This is a genomic window from Bacillus sp. 005/A4HT-01/001 (assembly GCF_004634445.1).
GTDB lineage: Bacteria > Bacillota > Bacilli > Bacillales > Bacillaceae > Bacillus > Bacillus altitudinis.
Genome location: NZ_SEIZ01000003.1, coordinates 261,645 through 279,041, shown reverse-complemented (window position 1 = coordinate 279,041; position 17,397 = coordinate 261,645). Strand labels below are relative to the sequence as shown.

Genomic DNA, 17,397 nt, shown 5'->3' with positions numbered 1-17,397 from the left:
TTTTTTACATTAAATTTGATTTTACTATAAAAAATGTTCAAAAAAAATGCTAAATACCCTTTTTAAGTAAAGGAAAAGTGAACACAGGCGCCACTTGATCCGATATATTAAGTATATGTCTGTTTTTAGATACAGGAGGTTTTCTTACATGACACATTTAACAGGAAGCTACAACGGATGGCTTGTCTTTCTGTCAGTCGCTGTCGCCGCTGTCGCCTCCTACTCAGCTCTTCAATTAGCCAGCCGGGTGATCCAGTCGAGCGGCGCAAAGAAAAGAGTATGGTTGATCGTTGGTGCGATGATCATGGGGATGGGAATATGGTCAATGCATTTTATTGGCATGATGGCGTTTCACCTACGCTCTGGTATCACATATGAAACACCCTTACTCATTTTATCGATTTTGGCCTCTTTTATCGGTTCTTTCATTGCATTTTCAATATGTATTCAGCAACAACTTTCTACAAGACGACTTTTGATTAGTTCGATCACGATGGGCTCAGCTATTTGCAGCATGCACTACCTCGGATTGGAATCAATGGCGAATGTCACCATCAGCTATGACCCTGTTCTCTTTTTTCTTTCGTTTTTTATTGGTGCGCTCGCTTCATTCTTTTCATTACACCTTTTTTTCCGGCTCCATCGCTCTGAGAAAAGGCGGGGAGATCAGCTGTTAAAAATAGCGGGTGCACTGATGATGGGCGGTGCTGTTGCGGGCATGCATTACACAGGCATGGCGTCTTCGACGATGTTTTTTCATTCAGATGGTCATGCCGCTGCGGGTGGTTCTCTTGAAATGTCACCATTTAGCCTGTCCATTTTCATCGGCCTGATGACGCTTATCGTCCAATCACTTATGATTTTCGGCGCCTATATTGATCACCGGATTATGTCACAATCCGATCAGCTAAAAGAAAATGAACAGCGGTTCCAATCACTGATCAAACATAATATAGATGGGATTATCGTGTTATCTGTTGATCGAAAAGTGATATCTGCGAATGACCCAGGCAAACACATTTTGAAAATGTGCAATTCTTGGATTGGTGATGATGTGAGTCAATACGTCATGCCGACTGAGATGTGGGAAGACTTTATTGATCAATCAAAAAAAGCAATTACGCGTGAAGCAGAACTGAAAGCAGCAGATCGTTTTTATTATTATCATGTTACATACATACCCGTACACGTCAACCATACACTTGACAGCATTTATCTCGTTTTAAAGGATTTAACCCAGCAGAAGATTGCTGAAAAAGAAATTCATGTGATGGCACATTATGATGCACTAACTGAACTGCCCAACCGTCGTCATGGAATTAATCATTTAAATGATGTTTTATCCGCTCAAGAAGAGACAAAAACGTCAACGGCAGTTCTTTTTCTTGATTTAAATCGGTTTAAAATTATTAATGATGCCCTTGGTCATAACATAGGCGATCTGCTGTTGAAAGCCGCCGCAAACAGATTAACCAAATGTTTGCCTGACAATGGCTTTATTGCAAGAATTGGCGGGGATGAATTTTTAATGATCTTTCCTCACCTGGAGCATGGTACACATAAAATTGAACAGCTTTCGAAAAACATCATTCGCCAATTTGAACGACCTTTTTTCATTCAAAACCATCAGCTCATTACATCCATTAGTATTGGAATCGCCATCTCTCCGCAAAACGGAAAGAATGGCATGGAATTGATGAGAAAAGCAGATATGGCCATGTACTTATCAAAGAAACATAAACAAAGCCGCTATGAATTCTTTACTGAATCTATGGAGAGATTGAGTGAGGACAGACTTAATCGCGAACTGGAGCTACGAGATGCCATTCAAAGAAAGCAGTTTGTGCTTCATTATCAGCCGCAAATCAGCGCCAAAACAAGACAAATGACAGGTGTTGAAGCCCTTTTAAGAATGAAAGCACCAGACGGTTCTCTAAAATCACCAGAGGCTTTCATTGAACTTGCTGAAGAATCGGGCCTGATTATCGATATTGGAAGGTGGGTCATTGACACGGCATGTCAGCAGGCAAAATTGTGGTATGACAAGCAATTGAAAATCCCTGTAGCGGTCAATTTATCTGCTAAGCAGTTTAACTCTGAAGACTTAATTGATTTGATCAAACTAACGCTAAAAAAATACGACCTTCAACCATCACTTCTTGAGCTTGAAGTGACAGAAAGCATGACAATGGATAACATCAAGCAGTCAAAACAAGTACTGACATCTCTAAAACAACTTGGCGTCCGTATTAGTATTGATGATTTTGGTACAGGCCATAGCTCTTTAAGCTATTTGAAGGATTTGCCGATTCACCGTCTGAAAATTGATAAATCGTTTATCGAGGATATTTTGAGCGATTCAAAGTCTGAGCAAATCACAGGGGCTATTATTGCAATGGGGCACCAGCTATCTCTAGAAGTCATTGCTGAAGGTGTTGAAACTTTTGCACAAGCACAACTTTTATCTGCGCAGGGCTGTGACGATCTACAAGGCTTTTATTATGCCAAGCCACTTCCAGCTAGTGATATTGAAAAATTTATCGCCTATCCTGCTCATCAGCTAGATACATAAAAAAGGTGCCAACCATGGCACCTTTCAGCGTGTAGACAAACCCTCGTATTCTTTGTCAGTCCTGCGTGCTGGTGCTCACGAATGACAAATTCGCTCCGCGCCAGTACTCGTCCTTCCTAGGGCTGCAAAGGTTTTCTATCACGCTGGGCTGAAAAGAAGACAAAGGGCTAAAATCAAGTTCATTTTAGCCCTTTGTCAACAATCTAAAAGGTGCCAACCATGGCACCTTTTCGTTTTATCTAAATAACAAATGCTGACTGTGAATACCTGCTTTTTTCAGCAGACTAATTAATTGCTCCTGTTCTTCACGCGAAAGACCAGAAAACGCCCGCGCAATTCGAAGAGAATGGATTGGATAAATTTTATCCAGATAACTGCGCCCTTTATCCGTTAAATGGGCATAAACTGACCGCTTATCCTTTGGGTCCTGTTCTCTTTCAATGAAACCATTTCGTTCTAACTTGTCAATTACGTACGTCACATTCCCGCTGACAAGCAGGAGTCTTGAGCCGATTTGCTGAAGTTTTTGAGCACCTCTCGTATACAGTAATTCGAGAACGGCAAATTCAGTTGGATTGAATCCATGCTCCTTGCTGTCTCTAATACTGTGTTCGGAAACGCTTTTAAATGCCCTTGCAAAAACTTTGTAAAGCGTCATTGAACGTTCTACTTCTTCTTCATTAAACGATAGTCTCATCACATATCTACCTCTTATAATATTTTTTTAACTTCAAGGCTTTCTTGCGGTGCAGTTGGAGCCTTTCGTAAAAAATAGAAGTACGTTTTTGAAAACCCTTTCAACCACATAAGTGACTCCATTCGTGTTATGTATAAGATTTCGATATAAACTTTTAAAATCCTTCTTATTTTTCACAATCATCTCGAAAAAAAGCTTTTCCAGCAAACCATCATGTTACGACAAATTTTAACATAATCTGTAAAGACTCTATATTTTCTTACATTTGATTCGTCAAATTTCTACAAAATTCAATATTGCTATAATATTAAACACAAAAAAAAAGAACCCTTCATGTGACAGTGCACATGATAAGGGATGTTAAAGATAGCGATCGGTTTTGTTGAAAAAGAAATGATACTCTTTTTTTAAGTCACTAATTGTCATGTTCTTGGTCATATCAGGGCTATACACCCCAAGTGAGCAAAGCTGCTTCGTATAATAATGTCTTTCTTTCGCTAAAGCTTCTTTTAATATACGCCGCACGACATCTCCCCTCCTATCAATGGATATGGATCGGGTGCTTATGAGGACTTTTTATACAAATCATTTTGTACGGCTCTAAGAAGAGCATGTGCATTCTGACCCGCAACCTGCATGAACTGCTCCAGCAGTTCATCCCTCTTCACATCTAATGCGATGATTTCTTTTGCCATACGGATGATCTGTGTTTTCTCCATCAAGTGCGCCCCCTCCTTATTTTTTCTTTTTCTTATCATATGTTCACGTGATATGATTTGCACTTTATATGTCAATTTTCCTTCCATTGTTTTTCACTTTATTCATTTTTGTGTTATATTATCTAACAAACGTTAGGTTTTTTTACTGACTGTTGGATATAATATGAAGAAAAGACTTGCAGGGGTGAGGATATGACGCAGGAAGATGTATCTTATAAAGATAAAAAAGTCATTTCAATCGGGATTGTCAGTGAATTAACAGGACTTTCCGTCAGGCAAATCCGATATTATGAGGAACGGAAACTCATCTATCCCCAGCGCTCAACAAGAGGCACACGGAAATATTCTTTTTCTGATGTAGAACGTTTAATGGATATCGCCAATAAACGGGAAGATGGTGTGCAGACAGCGGAGATTTTGAAAGACATGAAGAAAAAAGAACAGGCATTAAAAAGCGGACAATATAAGAAAAAGATGCTGGAAGGTCAAATTAACGCGCACTTCCGGTACAAGAATCGATGAACTAAATAACAATCGCTTACTCAGCAAAATAGACTTAGCATCTGATCGTCCTGAATATGAAACGATGAAAGCACAAACTGACCCAAAGACCGATTCTTGCTGAAGAGTCGCGAAAGCAAATGCGTTACAGCTCATCTTGAATCATTGAAGCAACAAAACGAGGCAGCAATTGCAGCCTCGTTATTAGCTAAAACAACCATTCAACTATTTATCACCTAAGATACTTGATCTTTAACGATTTAGTTTTTCAAATTTGTTCAGGAATCGAAACAGTTCGTTCATTGAGCACATTCCCCGTGTTTAGCGTCGTTTTGGGTTCTATTAAGAGCAAGTGAACTTCTTCTTCAGCAATGGGCTGATGTTCAACTCCTTTTGGAATCACAAGAAATTCTCCTTCATGAAGCGTTATTTCCCTATCCCTAAAACGGATGACTAGATTGCCTTTCCACACAAAGAACATTTCATCCTCATCATCATGGTGATGCCAAATGAATTCACCCTTAATTTTCACCATTTTCATGTATGAGTCGTTCAACTCTCCACCTATTCTAGGATTCCAATAATCATTTATTTGCGAAAATTTTTCTTCGATATTTACCTTTGAAATCAATCGATTTCCCTCCTTATTAAATGAAAACGTCTATTTTAATTGCCACAGCTAAAATTCATTTTCTCCTCTCGATCAGATAAAAGGGACGCAATGAGCATCAACCTCTTCTATCATTTAGTTTACATACTTCATTGGATCACGTAAAATCAAAAAATAGCATATAGATCATCATAATTTGTGATGCAAAAAGGAGAGTTAGTTTGGATATTAAATCTTTGGAAGTATTTAAAGCCGTTGCCATTGAACAAAGCATCACAAAAGCTGCTCAAAAATTAAATTATGTGCAGTCCAATGTCACCGCAAGAATCCAACGTCTTGAACAAGAGTTAGGTGTACCTCTTCTCTATCGATATCATAAAAAAATATCTTTAACGCCTGCAGGACGTGAACTGCTGCCCTATGTAAATAAATTACTATACAATTACGAAGAAGCGATAGAAGCAGTAAAGCTTTCCTCTACTCCGCGGGGATCTTTACACATTGGATCTATAGAGTCCACCGCATCTACAAGATTGCCCAGCATTTTCACAGAATATCACAAAAAATTTCCACAAGTAGAATTGAGCTTGTATATGGCACCTACAGTCGATCAAGTTAGCGCTATCCTCAACTACAAAGTAGACGGCGCCTTGGTAGATGGGCCAATTCTTCATCCAGAAATCATCGAGTATCCTGTATTGGAAGAATCCCTCGTTCTCATTACAAGCTACTCCACGGAGCAATTCCAGGTAGAATCTATTTTACATGAGCCGTTGCTCTCGTCATTCGCCCATTGTATTTATTTAGGACGATGGCAAAAGTGGCTAGAGAACAACGGCTATCCTCCTATGAAGGTCATGGAATATGGTACGTTAGAGGGCGTTCTTAAATGTGTTGAAAGCGGGCTGGGAGTGACCGTATTACCAAAATCTATGGTTGAATCTCGGGGACAAGGTAAATTTACCTGTCATCCATTACCAGAACCACATCGAATCGTGCCCACTGTGTTGATCAGGCGACGTGATTCGTACATGACCAGTGCCCTGTCACAATTTATGGAGTTAATGGGCATCACGAATAAGTGATCTGAGACAGATCATTGTTTCATAAATAAGATCATGTGTGATAAAAAAAGAGGATAGATAGAGCGACATTCTTTCAGCTCTTCTATCCTTTTACATCATCTCAACTTATGCCTGACTGATCATAAAGCATATGAACGATTCTTTTTATTTAGATGAAGCGTCAGTTCCTTCAACAACCCCTACAAAGTCAATTCGTACGCCGCCTTTTTCAGGATCTTCTTTCACCCGAAAGGCAAGCGCCTTTTTTTCTCCAGTGTTTGCATCTTTATAATTTGCATGAAAGACGTGGATGCTGGCTTCTTCCATTTGAAAATCTTCATAAGAAAGCGTCTCAATTCCCCATTCCTTTTTCGATTTAAGAATGTCATTTGGGCTTGGGATTGCGCCTTCGACATAGACATTGTCCATTTTTCGTTTATTTCCTTCAGTTATCGCTTCAAGCATATGCTCTGATGCCACCAGTCTTCTGTCTTTCCCCTCGTCTTCTCTTGAACATGCACTTAGCAAAACAATGCACATGAAAATGAATAAAAACTTCTTCATTTTTCTCTCCCACCTTCTCCTTAAAATGTAAAGGATGGAAGCGCTATATGCAATCTTTATTCAAAAAAGACTGTAAAACGTTACATTTTACAGTCTTTTGACTACATCAGTGTATGAAGAAATGCTGTTGCAATTCCAAAATAGATGAGTAAGGATAAAATATCATTCAATGTTGTGATCAGCGGTCCAGATGCAATGGCTGGGTCGACGTTTAATCTGTGTAAAATAATCGGCACGACCGTACCTGCCATTGTCCCAATAATCAGTGTTGCAAGAAGCGAGGAACCAACAACAAAACCTAAAATCATATTGCCCTGCCATACCATGGCAACGACCGTAATAATGATTGAACAAACAATCCCAATATAAATACTTGTTCTCAGCTCTCTGAAAATCAAGCGCATAATGGTTTTTTTCGTTAATTCTTCTTTTGACAATCCTCTAATGACAACCGCTAGAGACTGTGTCCCTGTATTCCCTGTCATACCTGCAATCATCGGCATGAAGAATGCTAAAGCAACGACTTGCTGCAGGGTATCTTCAAAATAATTTAAGATACTGCCTGAAATCAGCCCAATGAATAAGAGCAAAATGAGCCATGGAAGACGGCGGTATGCCGCCACAAATGCCGGTGTGTCGAACGTGATATCTTTACCAGAGGCAGCAAACTTTTCATAGTCTTCTCCTGCCTCTTGAATCACAACATCAATGATATCATCGACTGTCACAATTCCGACTAAGACATTGTTCTCTTCTACAACAGGGATGGCAAGGAAATCATATCGTTCAATGAGCTTTGCGATTTCTTCCTGGTCTTGAAAGGCACCAACGGCAATGACTCTTGTAAACATAAGATCCTGCACTTTTTCATCTGGCTCACCTAAAATAAGATCCCTGTATGAGAGTACCCCTACAAGCTGTTTTTGATCATTTATGACATATAAGTAGTTGATCGATTCGGCAATTTCAGCAAAGCTTTTCAGCTTCACCACGGCATCCTGAACCGTATAATGCTGCGGAATCCAAACGTACCGATTGGTCATGATCCGGCCTGCTGTCTCAGCAGGGTAATTCATGAGAAGCTGGACGGCCTTGGATTCCTCTGCTTCCATGTTAGATAAAAGCTGATCCTTCAGCTCATCCTCCATCTCATCAAACAAGTTGGCAAGGTCATCGTTATCCATTTTGTTTGTGACGAAGGTGGCTTTGTCTTTCCCTACTTTTTCAAGAACAATCTCTTGATATTCCCGCTCCAGTTCACCCATCATTTCCGTCACGTCATCGACTGTTAAAAAGCTGAGAAAGCGGCCGCGATGTTTTTCTGGAAGCTCCTTGAATAAGTAGGCCATATCATAAGGCTGCAGTTCTTCCATAATGTTTTTAAATTCTTTACGTTTTCCATCTCTTAGTAAAATAATGATGCGTAAAATGAGTTCATCGTACGTAATGTTCTGTATCATCGCTGTTACCTCCCCAAAATCAGGAGATACCCGAATCCCTTAGATTGTGCGGGGGTCAGGATCTCCTCTATCTGATGTGTCAATCTGATCTTTTGACATACTCTCTATGTGTCTCGAATCGGGATGATCCATCCCCACACCTCCTTTTCTCATAAAAAAGCACCTTCAACCGAATGAAGGCGCTTTGTAAGCATGACAAATAAACACTTGCTCCTTCAATCGTAGAGCTTTAGCACTGTATGGCATAGGATTCATCCAGCTGCATTAAAAATCACCTTATGTCGATGATTCCTGTTGACCCATTGGCGTCTTTGGACATTTTTGGGCAGCAGCGTATCTCCATACAGGAGCCTCACCTAACGAAGTCTCATATTGTTGACACACTGAGATTACAGAAAAAGCGCAATGATGTCAATAAGCAAGATGCCAAGTTTCCTGATGTATTCGCTTACTTTTCAAAAAAAAAGAGCGATAGACAAGTTGACCATCGCCCTTTCATGTCTTTTATTCCTCTTCTGGCTGATTCATATCCTCTTGGGAGAGGAGATGAAAGGAATCATGCAAAAACAAAGCATATCCTTCTCCATCAGGATGGGGAACATATTCCGCACGATCCATCGTCTGTTCTTCTTCTTTTTTCTTCATCATATTCTCTCGCCTCCTTTCCAGTAGTTTGTCCCAATGAAAAAACCTTACACATAAAAGTGTAAGGTTCAGCGTGTGCGTGCTGGTGCTTACGAATGTCAAATTCGCTCCGCGCCAGTGCTCGTCCTTCCTAGGGATGCAAAGGTTTTCTATCACGCTCAAAGGTTTATTTATAGCTTAATCGTCCCATTCTTGCTTGAGGATTTTGCCTGTTTTAGCGGAAATCTCAAAATCAACTTCTTCGCCGCTTGGTGTCGTAATTTCGATTTCATACAAGTACACACCATTTTCTTTATCTAATTCTGAATCTGTGACTGTTCCTTTTACTTTTGCAAGAGCAATTTGTTCAGCCTGTTTTTTGGTGATTTTTACATTTTGTTTCTTTTCTTTGACTGGATCATTGAGCGCTTTGCCTGTTTTGGCATCGACATATACTTTATATTCAAAGCCGCCTTTTTTTATCTCGACCTCATATACCCATTTTCCTTTTTTACGCTCAAGATCTACATCATCTACATAGCCTTTCACAACTTTTAATGCTGCTTTTTCAGCCTGTTTCTTTGAGACAAATGAAGATTTCTTTTGCACCACTTGTTCGGCATTTGCCGTTTGATTTGTATTTTGCGCTTGAAGGGTGAAACCACCTGCGACAAGGGCTCCTGTGAATGCTGTAGCGACTAGTACTTTTTTTATCATATTTCATTCCTCCTCTGTTTGATTTCTCCTTTATCTTAAAAAAACAAGATGATAAAGGAAGGAAAGGAAGATGAGAAAATCATGAGAAATTGATTAGTTTTCGTACGTAATGCCTTCAATATCTCCTGTATAGGCATTCACTAACACCTCTGCCTCTCTTCCATCCGGCAAATCGAGCTCTACCTCAAACACGAGCATTCCGCTAAAAGTTTCAAGATCTGCATCATCCACTGTGCCGCCCACTTCTTTTACGGCAATCTGAATGGCTTCTTCTACCGTTATTTTTGTCAGCTTCTTTTCTTTAGAGGTTGGCTTTTTCTTTTCTGCTTCAATCACCTTGAACGTGTCTTTCTCAACATCCACTTGATACAGTTCTTTTTTTGATTGAATCGTAAAGATAAAGCGATCCGATTTTTCTTTCTTTTGAATCACAGTACCCTTCACTTTTTTCACTGCCGCTTCTTCTGCTTGAAGTTCGGCATTTTTCTCATTTGGTTTTTGATAGCTCTTTAACTGTTTCATCTCTTTCATTTGACCGCTTGAGGAAGATGCAATGATTTGATAGATGCCATTTGAATTTTCAAGCGTCAATGTATAGTCCTGTTTATGATTGATCAAATCAATGTTTGTGATGTTTCCATTGTAGTCTTTTGCGATGATTTTTTTAATGTCTGCTTCGCTTAATATTTTTTTGTCAATGGTTTGAATCATGAGCATTGCAAAGGCCGCAAGAATGAAAAGACATCCTGCGAGTGTAAGCAGCATTTTCATTTTTTTAGACATGCAGCGCCTCCTTCCTATTTCCTATTTTATAAGGAGGAAATGAGAAATTGATGAGAAAAGACCTACTTATTTCTGAAAAAGAATGGTCATCACGGTTCCTTCACCGATACGGCTGTCTACCTTTAGCTCAGCCCCATGCTCTTCAGCAATTTGCTTCGCAATTGACAGGCCAAGTCCAGTCCCGCCCGTCTCACTGTTTCTCGCTTCATCCACACGGAAAAAGCGGTCAAAGATTTTCGGCAGATCCTCTTCTTTTATGCCAATTCCTTTGTCAACAACCGAAATAAACGGTTTCTCTCCTGCTCGTCCGCAGTTCACATCAACTGGCTCTGCACTATATTTAACCGCATTATCAATCAAGATGGTCAAAAGCTGTTTGATCTTCTCTTCGTCTCCTTCAGCAATCACAGGCTGATCGGTTTGTATATGAGTAAGGATGGTTCGATTGGTTGCCACTTCAAGTGTATGGCCGACTTGGCTGCACAATTGACCAAGATCAACCGGCTTCATGTCCAAGTAAAGCGGCTGCCCATTTTTCGCCAGTGTGAGTAGTTGATCTGTCAGCCTTTTCATTTTTTTCGCCTCATCATGAATGGCTTGAGAGGATTCTTCTACGACCTCTGGCCGGCTTTGCCCCCAGCGTTTTAGTAAATTGCTGTAGCTCATGATGACGGTAATGGGTGTTTTCAATTCATGAGAAGCATCGTGTAAAAATTGCTGCTCTTTCTCATAATGTTTCTCGAGAATTTCGGCCATTTCATTAAAGGTTTGACCCATTTGATACAGTTCATCCTTTGAATCGCCTGTTAATTCAATTCGTTTAAATGCCTTTTCTCTCATACTTGCTTTCATCGTATTGGTCATTCGGCTAATTGGGCGGACAATTTGTTTCGTTAAAATGTGGCCTGCAAAATAAGAAAGCACAATAAACAAAACGCCAGTAGTGATTAAAATCATTTTTAATAACGCCAAGTTCTCTTCTGTATTTTCAATTTCTTCATATACTTGCAGCGACACAATGTCCCCATTTGTCCAAATGACAGGGATAGCCGCAAACGCAATCAACTGCTTATTGTATTCTTGAATTTCTGCTGTCTGACCAGATTCGTATGTAAAAGGAAGTGAGCTAAACGTAGATTCCTTCGTGACGGTCAGCTTTGATTCACCTTTCTCTGTGACGACACGGATCATACCATTTTGAGGCAGATACGCTTTCAGAAGCTCTGAAGATGGAAGGCCCTCTTCTTCTGACTTCTTTAGTGCAATCGCAATATTTTCAGCTACTTCCGACAGTCTGGACATATCTTTTTGCGTCAAGGTCATCGAAAAAATAAAATAAATCGCTGTATGAAACAGCAGCACCATTAAAAACAAGGACAACGATGTATAAAGCTGGATCTTATTTTTTAATCTCATGCTTTATCCTTTCATCACATAACCCACACCTCTCACTGTGTGAATCAATTGTTTTTCAAACGGGTAATCGATTTTTTTCCTTAAATAGCGAATATAGACATCAACCACGTTCGTGTCACCAAAATAATCAAAACCCCAAACAGCTGTTAAAAGCTGATCTCTTGTGAGCACTTGCTGCTGATGTTTCAATAAATGAACAAGCAGGTCATATTCTCTCGGTGTCAGCTCAAGCGTCTGACCGCCTCTTTGAATTTCTCTTGTTTTCTCATTCACCGTTAAATCTGCAATACTTAGCTCAATGTCCTTTTCCTCTTGCGCATTGTGATTGAACCTCAGCTGTGCACGAATTCGCGCTAATAATTCTTCTATGTCAAAGGGTTTTGTAATATAATCGTTTGCCCCAAGATCAAGACCACTGACCTTATCGGGAACACTTCCTCTTGCGGTAATCAAAATGATCGGTGTTGCCGTATTTGTCTTTCGAACCCTTCTAAGCACTTCAAGTCCGCTTAATTCTGGAAGCATGACATCTAGAAGCACTAAATCAAAACTCTCCTCCTCGAGCGCCTGGAGCCCTTTCATCCCTGTATCTTGGACTGTGACCTCATATCCTTCATATTCAAGTTCTAATGACAGCACTCTTGCAATTTTCTTTTCATCTTCGACCACGAGTATCTTCCCTTTGTTCATCTCTATCTCTCCTATCTGAAAGGCAAGCTTGTCTTTCCATTATTATATGTTGCCTTTCTCCATTGGAACAGTCACAATCTTCATATCTTATTTTTCATGAATGAGGAATTGTTATGTAATATGGTTGATTTTTATTTTCAGCTGATCCTTTCACATTACACAAATCAACAAAAAAAGCCTCTTTTCTGAGGCTGGTCCTTTACTTCTTTTTAGGTTGACTGACAAAAAGCTCATCTACAGTCGTATTCAAAACAGAGGCGATGTCAAAGGCTAATTGTAAAGTAGGGTCGTACTTATCGTTTTCAATGGCATTGATGGTTTGTCTCGAGACCTTACACCGTTTAGCAAGTTCTTCTTGGGATAATTTAATGGATTTCCTTAGTTCTCTTATATGATTTTGCAATTTAATCACCATATTTTTTTCTGTATATGAGTAATGTAACTAAATATATGACCGAAATTACAGTTAGGAACATGATGGGAGAAATCCCAAACCCCTTATCAGAATTGTTCCCTTGGGTCGTTAAAAATATGGACTGTGCGACTTCTAATAAAAGCATACCAATGACCACCATAAATGCATACGATTGAGCCTTTGAGTAGATAAATCTCTTTCTTTCATCACCCTTTAGAATCATAGGCGCGATAAAGATGAATAGTCCGACCACTAATAAGATGACTGAATACACAACTTTGACAACATCCAACGGTTAGTCCCCTCCCAATCAAAATGTCAAATACTTTTTACATTTCAATCATATCATCCGCTTAAAAAATGTCAAATACTTTTTACATTCTATATTCTTTCGATCATTATAATGAAAAAACAATCATCTACACATGGCATGTACCTTTTTCTTTTCTGTCATCCTCTATCTCTTTATATGATTGTTTTTTCGATCTGCCTTTTTTAGTTCTTTTCACCCATTTTCATCTGTACAGGTGCAAGCTCACTATGCAGCATTTCATTCTTTTTCATATGATACTAAGAGTTTTCTTCAAAAGGTGACTTCTTTCGGCAAGATATGAGGAGAACTGCACAATAAATAATTATTTGATTATTTGAAAAATTATTACAATTGACCCTTTCCGATCAAACATTTGTTTTATACAATAACATTACGCAACCTGAATCTACTTTGAAAACAAAATAAGGAGGGCTTTCTTATGAAAGGTGAAATTCGCTTAATTCCGTATGAAGTAAAAGCCAATGTGATGGAAGCGAAAGAGACGCCGGAAAGTATTCAGGAGATTAAAGCACCCGAACTTTGGTCAAGTGGCTTCAAAGGAAAAGGCATAACCATTGCTGTCCTTGATACAGGTTGCGACACGGAGCATCCCGATTTAAAAGATCAGATTATCGGAGGAAAAAACTTTACCGATGATGACAATGGAGATGCTGAGAATGTAAAAGACTACAACGGACATGGTACCCATGTATCAGGAACGATTGCAGCAACGGATCAAAATGGTGGCATTTTAGGTGTTGCTCCTGAAGCCAAGCTGTTGATTGTGAAAGTTCTTGGAGGGAAAAATGGCAGCGGGAAATACGAATGGATTATCAATGGTATTAATTATGCGGTTGAACAGAAGGTTGATATCATTTCCATGTCTCTCGGTGGGCCAAGCAATGAACCAGAACTGCAAAAGGCTATCCAACATGCGGTAAGCAGCGGTGTGCTTGTTGTCTGCGCAGCAGGAAATGAAGGTGACGGAGACGAGCGTACTGAAGAGTTCTCCTACCCAGCTGCATACAACGAGGTCATTGCCGTCGGCTCTGTCTCTCTTGCAAGAGAATCCTCTGAATTCTCCAATGCGAATAAAGAAATCGACCTCGTCGCTCCAGGTGAAGACATTTTATCCACTCTCCCTAACCATAAATACGGAAGACTAACAGGCACTTCCATGGCTGCCCCTCATGTGAGCGGTGCACTCGCCATTATTAAAAATGCCGAAGAAGAAGCGTTCCAGCGTAAGCTGACAGAACCTGAGGTATATGCTCAACTCGTACGGAGAACCCTTCCGCTAAAACAATCGAAAACCCTTGTAGGAAACGGGTTTTTATATTTAACTGCACCAGATGTGCTTCTTGAGAAAACATTGGAAGCAGAACTTTTGTCTCTATAGGTACATGTTAGGTCCTGAGAAAAGATAGAATTTTCTCAGGATTTTTTTAATTAAAATTATTCAAAATTTACTTTGACGAAATGAAGTGAACGTTATATAATCGAACACAATAAATTCATAGTTTGAGAGTCGGTAATTCGATCACACATCGAATTTTAATTGGGAAGACCGGTGAAAATCCGGCGCGGTCCCGCCACTGTAAGTGAGGAGAGCTTTTCGTTAATAATCCACTGTCATTAAGATGGGAAGGATGAAAAGCTTGCAGATTCGCGAGCCAGGATACCAGCCGCTCTATCACATCAAACCCCCTACGGTTGATAGGAGATGTCGGAAAAGCGTTCGTCATTGATACTTACGCCTTCTTTCGCACACACATTTTGTCTTTTTAAACCAGACATTTGCCCTCATCAATCTTGATCATGAGTGTGAGTGTCTTTTTATATTTAGAGGAGGAATTGGAATTGACAATTGTTAAAACAAGTAATCTAGGTTTCCCGCGAATTGGTTTAAACAGAGAATGGAAAAAAGCACTTGAGTCTTATTGGAAAGGTCAAACTGACCGAGAAACCCTCTTAAGCACACTCGATGAACAATTTTTAGCCGCTATTAAAACTCAAATTGATCAACAAATTGACGTTGTTCCTTCTGGCGACTTCACCTTCTATGATCACGTGCTGGATACTGCCGTTATGTTCAATTGGATTCCAGAGCGCTTCCGCAGCTTGAAAGACCCGCTAGATACATACTTTGCGATGGCAAGAGGAACAAAAGATGCTGTCTCAAGTGAAATGACAAAATGGTTTAATACAAACTATCACTACATCGTTCCAGAATACGAAAAAAGCACAGAATTCAAACTCACACATAACAAACCACTTGAAGCATACGAAAAGGTGAAAAAAGCGTTTGGTGTTGAAACAAAACCTGTCGTTCTCGGTCTTTATACATTTGTTTCTCTTTCTAAAGGCTATGAAGCCAATGAAGTGAAAGAGATTCAGCAGCGCCTAGTGCCGCTTTATACTCAGTTGTTAAAAGAGCTTGAAGAAGCCGGTGTAAAATGGGTTCAAATTGATGAGCCTGCTTTAGTCACAGCTTCAAGTGAAGACGTGAAAGCAGTAAAAGCCATCTATCAAACGATTAAAGAAGCTGTACCTGCCTTAAACGTTCTCCTTCAAACATACTTTGACTCAGTAGATGCCTATGAAGAGCTTGTCACGTATCCTGTTGAAGCCATCGGTCTTGATTTTGTCCATGATCAAAGACGAAACCTTGAACAAGTGAAAAAACACGGCTTCCCAAAAGATAAAATTTTAGCAGCCGGTATCATCGACGGCAGAAATATTTGGAGATCAGATCTAGGAGAAAGATTATCGTTTATTTCTGAAGTAATTGCTGACGTGCAGCCGAAAGAAGTATGGCTACAGCCTTCAAGCAGCCTGCTACATGTACCAGTTGCAAAACATCCGAGCGAACAGCTTGAAGAAAAACTATTAAACGGACTTTCTTATGCCACTGAAAAGCTGGCTGAATTAACGCTATTAAAAGAAGGCTTATCAAAAGGAGCGGCTGCCATTGATGCAGACATCCATGCAGCAAATGAAGCACTTCTGACGTTAAAAGAATTCGCGAAAGGAACGAATGCGGACCTGACAGCAGAGCGCAACAGTCTTTCATCAAAAGATTTTAAACGTCCAGTTGCTTTTGAAGAACGACTACGCATTCAAAATGAATCTCTTGAACTGCCGCTTCTTCCAACCACAACAATCGGAAGCTTCCCTCAGTCAGCTGAGGTGCGCAGTGCTCGTCAAAAATGGCGCAAAAATGAGTGGACAGATGCAGAGTATGATGAATTTATTAAAAAAGAAACAAAAAGATGGATTGATATTCAAGAAGAGATTGGCCTAGATGTACTCGTTCATGGAGAATTTGAACGTACAGACATGGTTGAATACTTCGGTGAAAAACTCGCTGGATTTGCCTTTACAAAATTCGCTTGGGTTCAATCTTATGGATCACGCTGCGTGAAGCCGCCGATCATTTATGGAGATGTAGAATTTACAGAGCCAATGACAGTGAAAGAGACGGTTTACGCTCAAAGCTTAACGGAGAAAAAAGTCAAAGGAATGCTGACAGGGCCTGTCACGATCTTAAACTGGTCTTTCCCAAGAACAGATATCTCTCGTAAAGACATTGCCTTCCAAATCGCTTTTGCTTTACGTAAAGAGGTAGAAGCGTTAGAAGCAGCGGGTATTCAAGTGATTCAAGTGGATGAACCTGCGCTAAGAGAAGGCCTTCCTTTAAAAGAGAGTGATTGGGCAGCATACTTAAACTGGGCAGCAGAGTCATTCCGTCTATCGACATCGTCTGTTCAAAATGAAACGCAAATTCATACACATATGTGCTACAGCAATTTCGAGGATATTGTTGATACGATTGAAGACCTTGATGCAGACGTGATTACGATTGAACATTCACGCAGTCATGGCGGGTTCCTCGATTATTTAGAAAAACACCCGTATTTGAAAGGCCTTGGACTTGGGGTATATGACATCCACAGCCCGCGCGTTCCAGCTGTTGAAGAAATGAGTAAAATCATTGATGATGCACTGAACGTCTGTCCGACAGATCGCTTCTGGGTCAACCCTGACTGTGGACTGAAAACAAGACAAGAACCTGAAACCATTGCTGCTTTGAAAAACATGGTGACAGCTGCTGAAGTCGCTCGTAAAAAGCTAGCGCAGCACGCATAATGGACTCACTCTTCCCCTGCTGAACATTTGGCAGGGGTTTTTATGCGTAAATTGTCCTGTTCGATCTCCTCCTACAATGATTCCTTTTCTATCATGATTCGTT

The 17,397-nt window shown here is 40.0% G+C and carries 18 protein-coding genes and 2 riboswitches; of the genes, 5 read left to right on the top strand and 13 right to left on the bottom strand.

Features of this window, described 5'->3' with window-relative positions; all coding sequences use genetic code 11:
- The first annotated feature begins 148 nt into the window (after positions 1–148).
- Positions 149–2,572 carry a bifunctional diguanylate cyclase/phosphodiesterase gene (locus ES896_RS11120; protein ID WP_135226806.1) on the top strand — a complete coding sequence of 808 codons (2,424 nt, stop codon included), beginning with the start codon at positions 149–151 and terminating at the stop codon, positions 2,570–2,572.
- A gap of 235 nt (positions 2,573–2,807) precedes the next feature.
- Here the strand turns inward: ES896_RS11120 and ES896_RS11110 are convergent, their stop codons facing one another.
- From ES896_RS11110 to ES896_RS20125, 3 genes are all read right to left on the bottom strand, one after another.
- Positions 2,808–3,272 carry a MarR family winged helix-turn-helix transcriptional regulator gene (locus ES896_RS11110; RefSeq protein ID WP_088004396.1) on the bottom strand — a complete coding sequence of 155 codons (465 nt, stop codon included), beginning with the start codon at positions 3,270–3,272 and terminating at the stop codon, positions 2,808–2,810.
- Between the two features lie 357 nt (positions 3,273–3,629).
- Positions 3,630–3,794, bottom strand: coding sequence for a hypothetical protein (locus tag ES896_RS11105; protein ID WP_008346148.1), 165 nt, complete (start codon positions 3,792–3,794; stop codon positions 3,630–3,632).
- Positions 3,795–3,832: 38 nt separating this feature from the next.
- A complete protein-coding gene (locus tag ES896_RS20125) occupies positions 3,833–3,988 on the bottom strand; it encodes a hypothetical protein (protein WP_089374149.1) in 156 nt (51 codons plus the stop codon).
- Between the two features lie 192 nt (positions 3,989–4,180).
- On the opposite strand from ES896_RS20125, the gene ES896_RS11100 reads away from it, so the two are divergent.
- The gene (locus ES896_RS11100; RefSeq protein ID WP_007498778.1) at positions 4,181–4,510 is read left to right on the top strand and encodes a MerR family transcriptional regulator; all 330 of its coding nucleotides are present in this window, start codon (positions 4,181–4,183) and stop codon (positions 4,508–4,510) included.
- A gap of 247 nt (positions 4,511–4,757) precedes the next feature.
- Here the strand turns inward: ES896_RS11100 and ES896_RS11095 are convergent, their stop codons facing one another.
- The gene (locus ES896_RS11095) at positions 4,758–5,120 is read right to left on the bottom strand and encodes a cupin domain-containing protein (protein ID WP_098680936.1); all 363 of its coding nucleotides are present in this window, start codon (positions 5,118–5,120) and stop codon (positions 4,758–4,760) included.
- Positions 5,121–5,320: 200 nt separating this feature from the next.
- Between ES896_RS11095 and ES896_RS11090 the strand changes: the two genes are divergently transcribed.
- The gene (locus ES896_RS11090) at positions 5,321–6,184 is read left to right on the top strand and encodes a LysR family transcriptional regulator (RefSeq protein WP_135226805.1); all 864 of its coding nucleotides are present in this window, start codon (positions 5,321–5,323) and stop codon (positions 6,182–6,184) included.
- A 144-nt stretch (positions 6,185–6,328) separates the two neighbouring features.
- Here the strand turns inward: ES896_RS11090 and ES896_RS11085 are convergent, their stop codons facing one another.
- The 9 genes from ES896_RS11085 to ES896_RS11045 form a co-directional block, all read right to left on the bottom strand.
- Positions 6,329–6,727 carry a hypothetical protein gene (locus ES896_RS11085; protein ID WP_135226804.1) on the bottom strand — a complete coding sequence of 133 codons (399 nt, stop codon included), beginning with the start codon at positions 6,725–6,727 and terminating at the stop codon, positions 6,329–6,331.
- Between the two features lie 101 nt (positions 6,728–6,828).
- On the bottom strand, positions 6,829–8,187 hold the full coding sequence (gene mgtE / locus ES896_RS11080) for a magnesium transporter (protein WP_007498785.1): 1,359 nt from the start codon (positions 8,185–8,187) through the stop codon (positions 6,829–6,831).
- 207 nt (positions 8,188–8,394) lie between these two features.
- Positions 8,395–8,558: riboswitch (M-box (ykoK) riboswitch) on the bottom strand.
- Positions 8,559–8,691: 133 nt separating this feature from the next.
- Positions 8,692–8,835 (bottom strand): hypothetical protein, encoded by a 144-nt coding sequence (locus ES896_RS20120; RefSeq protein WP_008346168.1) that lies wholly within the window; start codon positions 8,833–8,835, stop codon positions 8,692–8,694.
- Between the two features lie 174 nt (positions 8,836–9,009).
- Positions 9,010–9,528 carry a PepSY domain-containing protein gene (locus tag ES896_RS11070; RefSeq protein WP_008346169.1) on the bottom strand — a complete coding sequence of 173 codons (519 nt, stop codon included), beginning with the start codon at positions 9,526–9,528 and terminating at the stop codon, positions 9,010–9,012.
- A gap of 93 nt (positions 9,529–9,621) precedes the next feature.
- The gene (locus ES896_RS11065; protein WP_081114174.1) at positions 9,622–10,311 is read right to left on the bottom strand and encodes a PepSY domain-containing protein; all 690 of its coding nucleotides are present in this window, start codon (positions 10,309–10,311) and stop codon (positions 9,622–9,624) included.
- Positions 10,312–10,377: 66 nt separating this feature from the next.
- The gene (locus ES896_RS11060) at positions 10,378–11,727 is read right to left on the bottom strand and encodes a sensor histidine kinase (RefSeq protein WP_135226803.1); all 1,350 of its coding nucleotides are present in this window, start codon (positions 11,725–11,727) and stop codon (positions 10,378–10,380) included.
- Positions 11,728–11,730: 3 nt separating this feature from the next.
- Positions 11,731–12,417: a response regulator transcription factor gene (locus ES896_RS11055; protein ID WP_007498794.1), complete on the bottom strand. Its 687-nt coding sequence runs from the start codon at positions 12,415–12,417 to the stop codon at positions 11,731–11,733.
- A 199-nt stretch (positions 12,418–12,616) separates the two neighbouring features.
- Positions 12,617–12,820: a helix-turn-helix transcriptional regulator gene (locus tag ES896_RS11050; RefSeq protein WP_008346178.1), complete on the bottom strand. Its 204-nt coding sequence runs from the start codon at positions 12,818–12,820 to the stop codon at positions 12,617–12,619.
- A 1-nt stretch (position 12,821) separates the two neighbouring features.
- Complete coding sequence (locus ES896_RS11045) at positions 12,822–13,124, bottom strand: hypothetical protein (protein WP_046527443.1); 303 nt, start codon at positions 13,122–13,124, stop codon at positions 12,822–12,824.
- 460 nt (positions 13,125–13,584) lie between these two features.
- Here ES896_RS11045 and ES896_RS11040 point away from each other — a divergent pair, with 460 nt between their 5' ends.
- Positions 13,585–14,544, top strand: a complete 960-nt coding sequence (locus ES896_RS11040) for a S8 family peptidase (protein ID WP_007498796.1) — start codon at positions 13,585–13,587, stop codon at positions 14,542–14,544.
- Between the two features lie 112 nt (positions 14,545–14,656).
- A riboswitch (cobalamin riboswitch) is annotated at positions 14,657–14,849 on the top strand.
- 156 nt (positions 14,850–15,005) lie between these two features.
- Positions 15,006–17,294: a 5-methyltetrahydropteroyltriglutamate--homocysteine S-methyltransferase gene (metE, locus tag ES896_RS11035; protein WP_135226802.1), complete on the top strand. Its 2,289-nt coding sequence runs from the start codon at positions 15,006–15,008 to the stop codon at positions 17,292–17,294.
- Positions 17,295–17,397 lie beyond the last annotated feature (103 nt).

Bases quoted from the DNA above. Each gene is read 5' to 3' on its own strand.
- ES896_RS11065 (WP_081114174.1), bottom strand. From the start codon at position 10,311: ATGTCTAAAAAAATGAAAATGCTGCTTACACTCGCAGGATGTCTTTTC.
- ES896_RS11040 (WP_007498796.1), top strand. From the start codon at position 13,585: ATGAAAGGTGAAATTCGCTTAATTCCGTATGAAGTAAAAGCCAATGTG.
- ES896_RS20125 (WP_089374149.1), bottom strand. From the start codon at position 3,988: ATGGAGAAAACACAGATCATCCGTATGGCAAAAGAAATCATCGCATTA.
- ES896_RS11060 (WP_135226803.1), bottom strand. From the start codon at position 11,727: ATGAGATTAAAAAATAAGATCCAGCTTTATACATCGTTGTCCTTGTTT.
- mgtE (WP_007498785.1), bottom strand. From the start codon at position 8,187: ATGATACAGAACATTACGTACGATGAACTCATTTTACGCATCATTATT.
- ES896_RS11055 (WP_007498794.1), bottom strand. From the start codon at position 12,417: ATGAACAAAGGGAAGATACTCGTGGTCGAAGATGAAAAGAAAATTGCA.
- ES896_RS20120 (WP_008346168.1), bottom strand. From the start codon at position 8,835: ATGATGAAGAAAAAAGAAGAAGAACAGACGATGGATCGTGCGGAATAT.
- ES896_RS11120 (WP_135226806.1), top strand. From the start codon at position 149: ATGACACATTTAACAGGAAGCTACAACGGATGGCTTGTCTTTCTGTCA.
- ES896_RS11070 (WP_008346169.1), bottom strand. From the start codon at position 9,528: ATGATAAAAAAAGTACTAGTCGCTACAGCATTCACAGGAGCCCTTGTC.
- ES896_RS11100 (WP_007498778.1), top strand. From the start codon at position 4,181: ATGACGCAGGAAGATGTATCTTATAAAGATAAAAAAGTCATTTCAATC.
- ES896_RS11085 (WP_135226804.1), bottom strand. From the start codon at position 6,727: ATGAAGAAGTTTTTATTCATTTTCATGTGCATTGTTTTGCTAAGTGCA.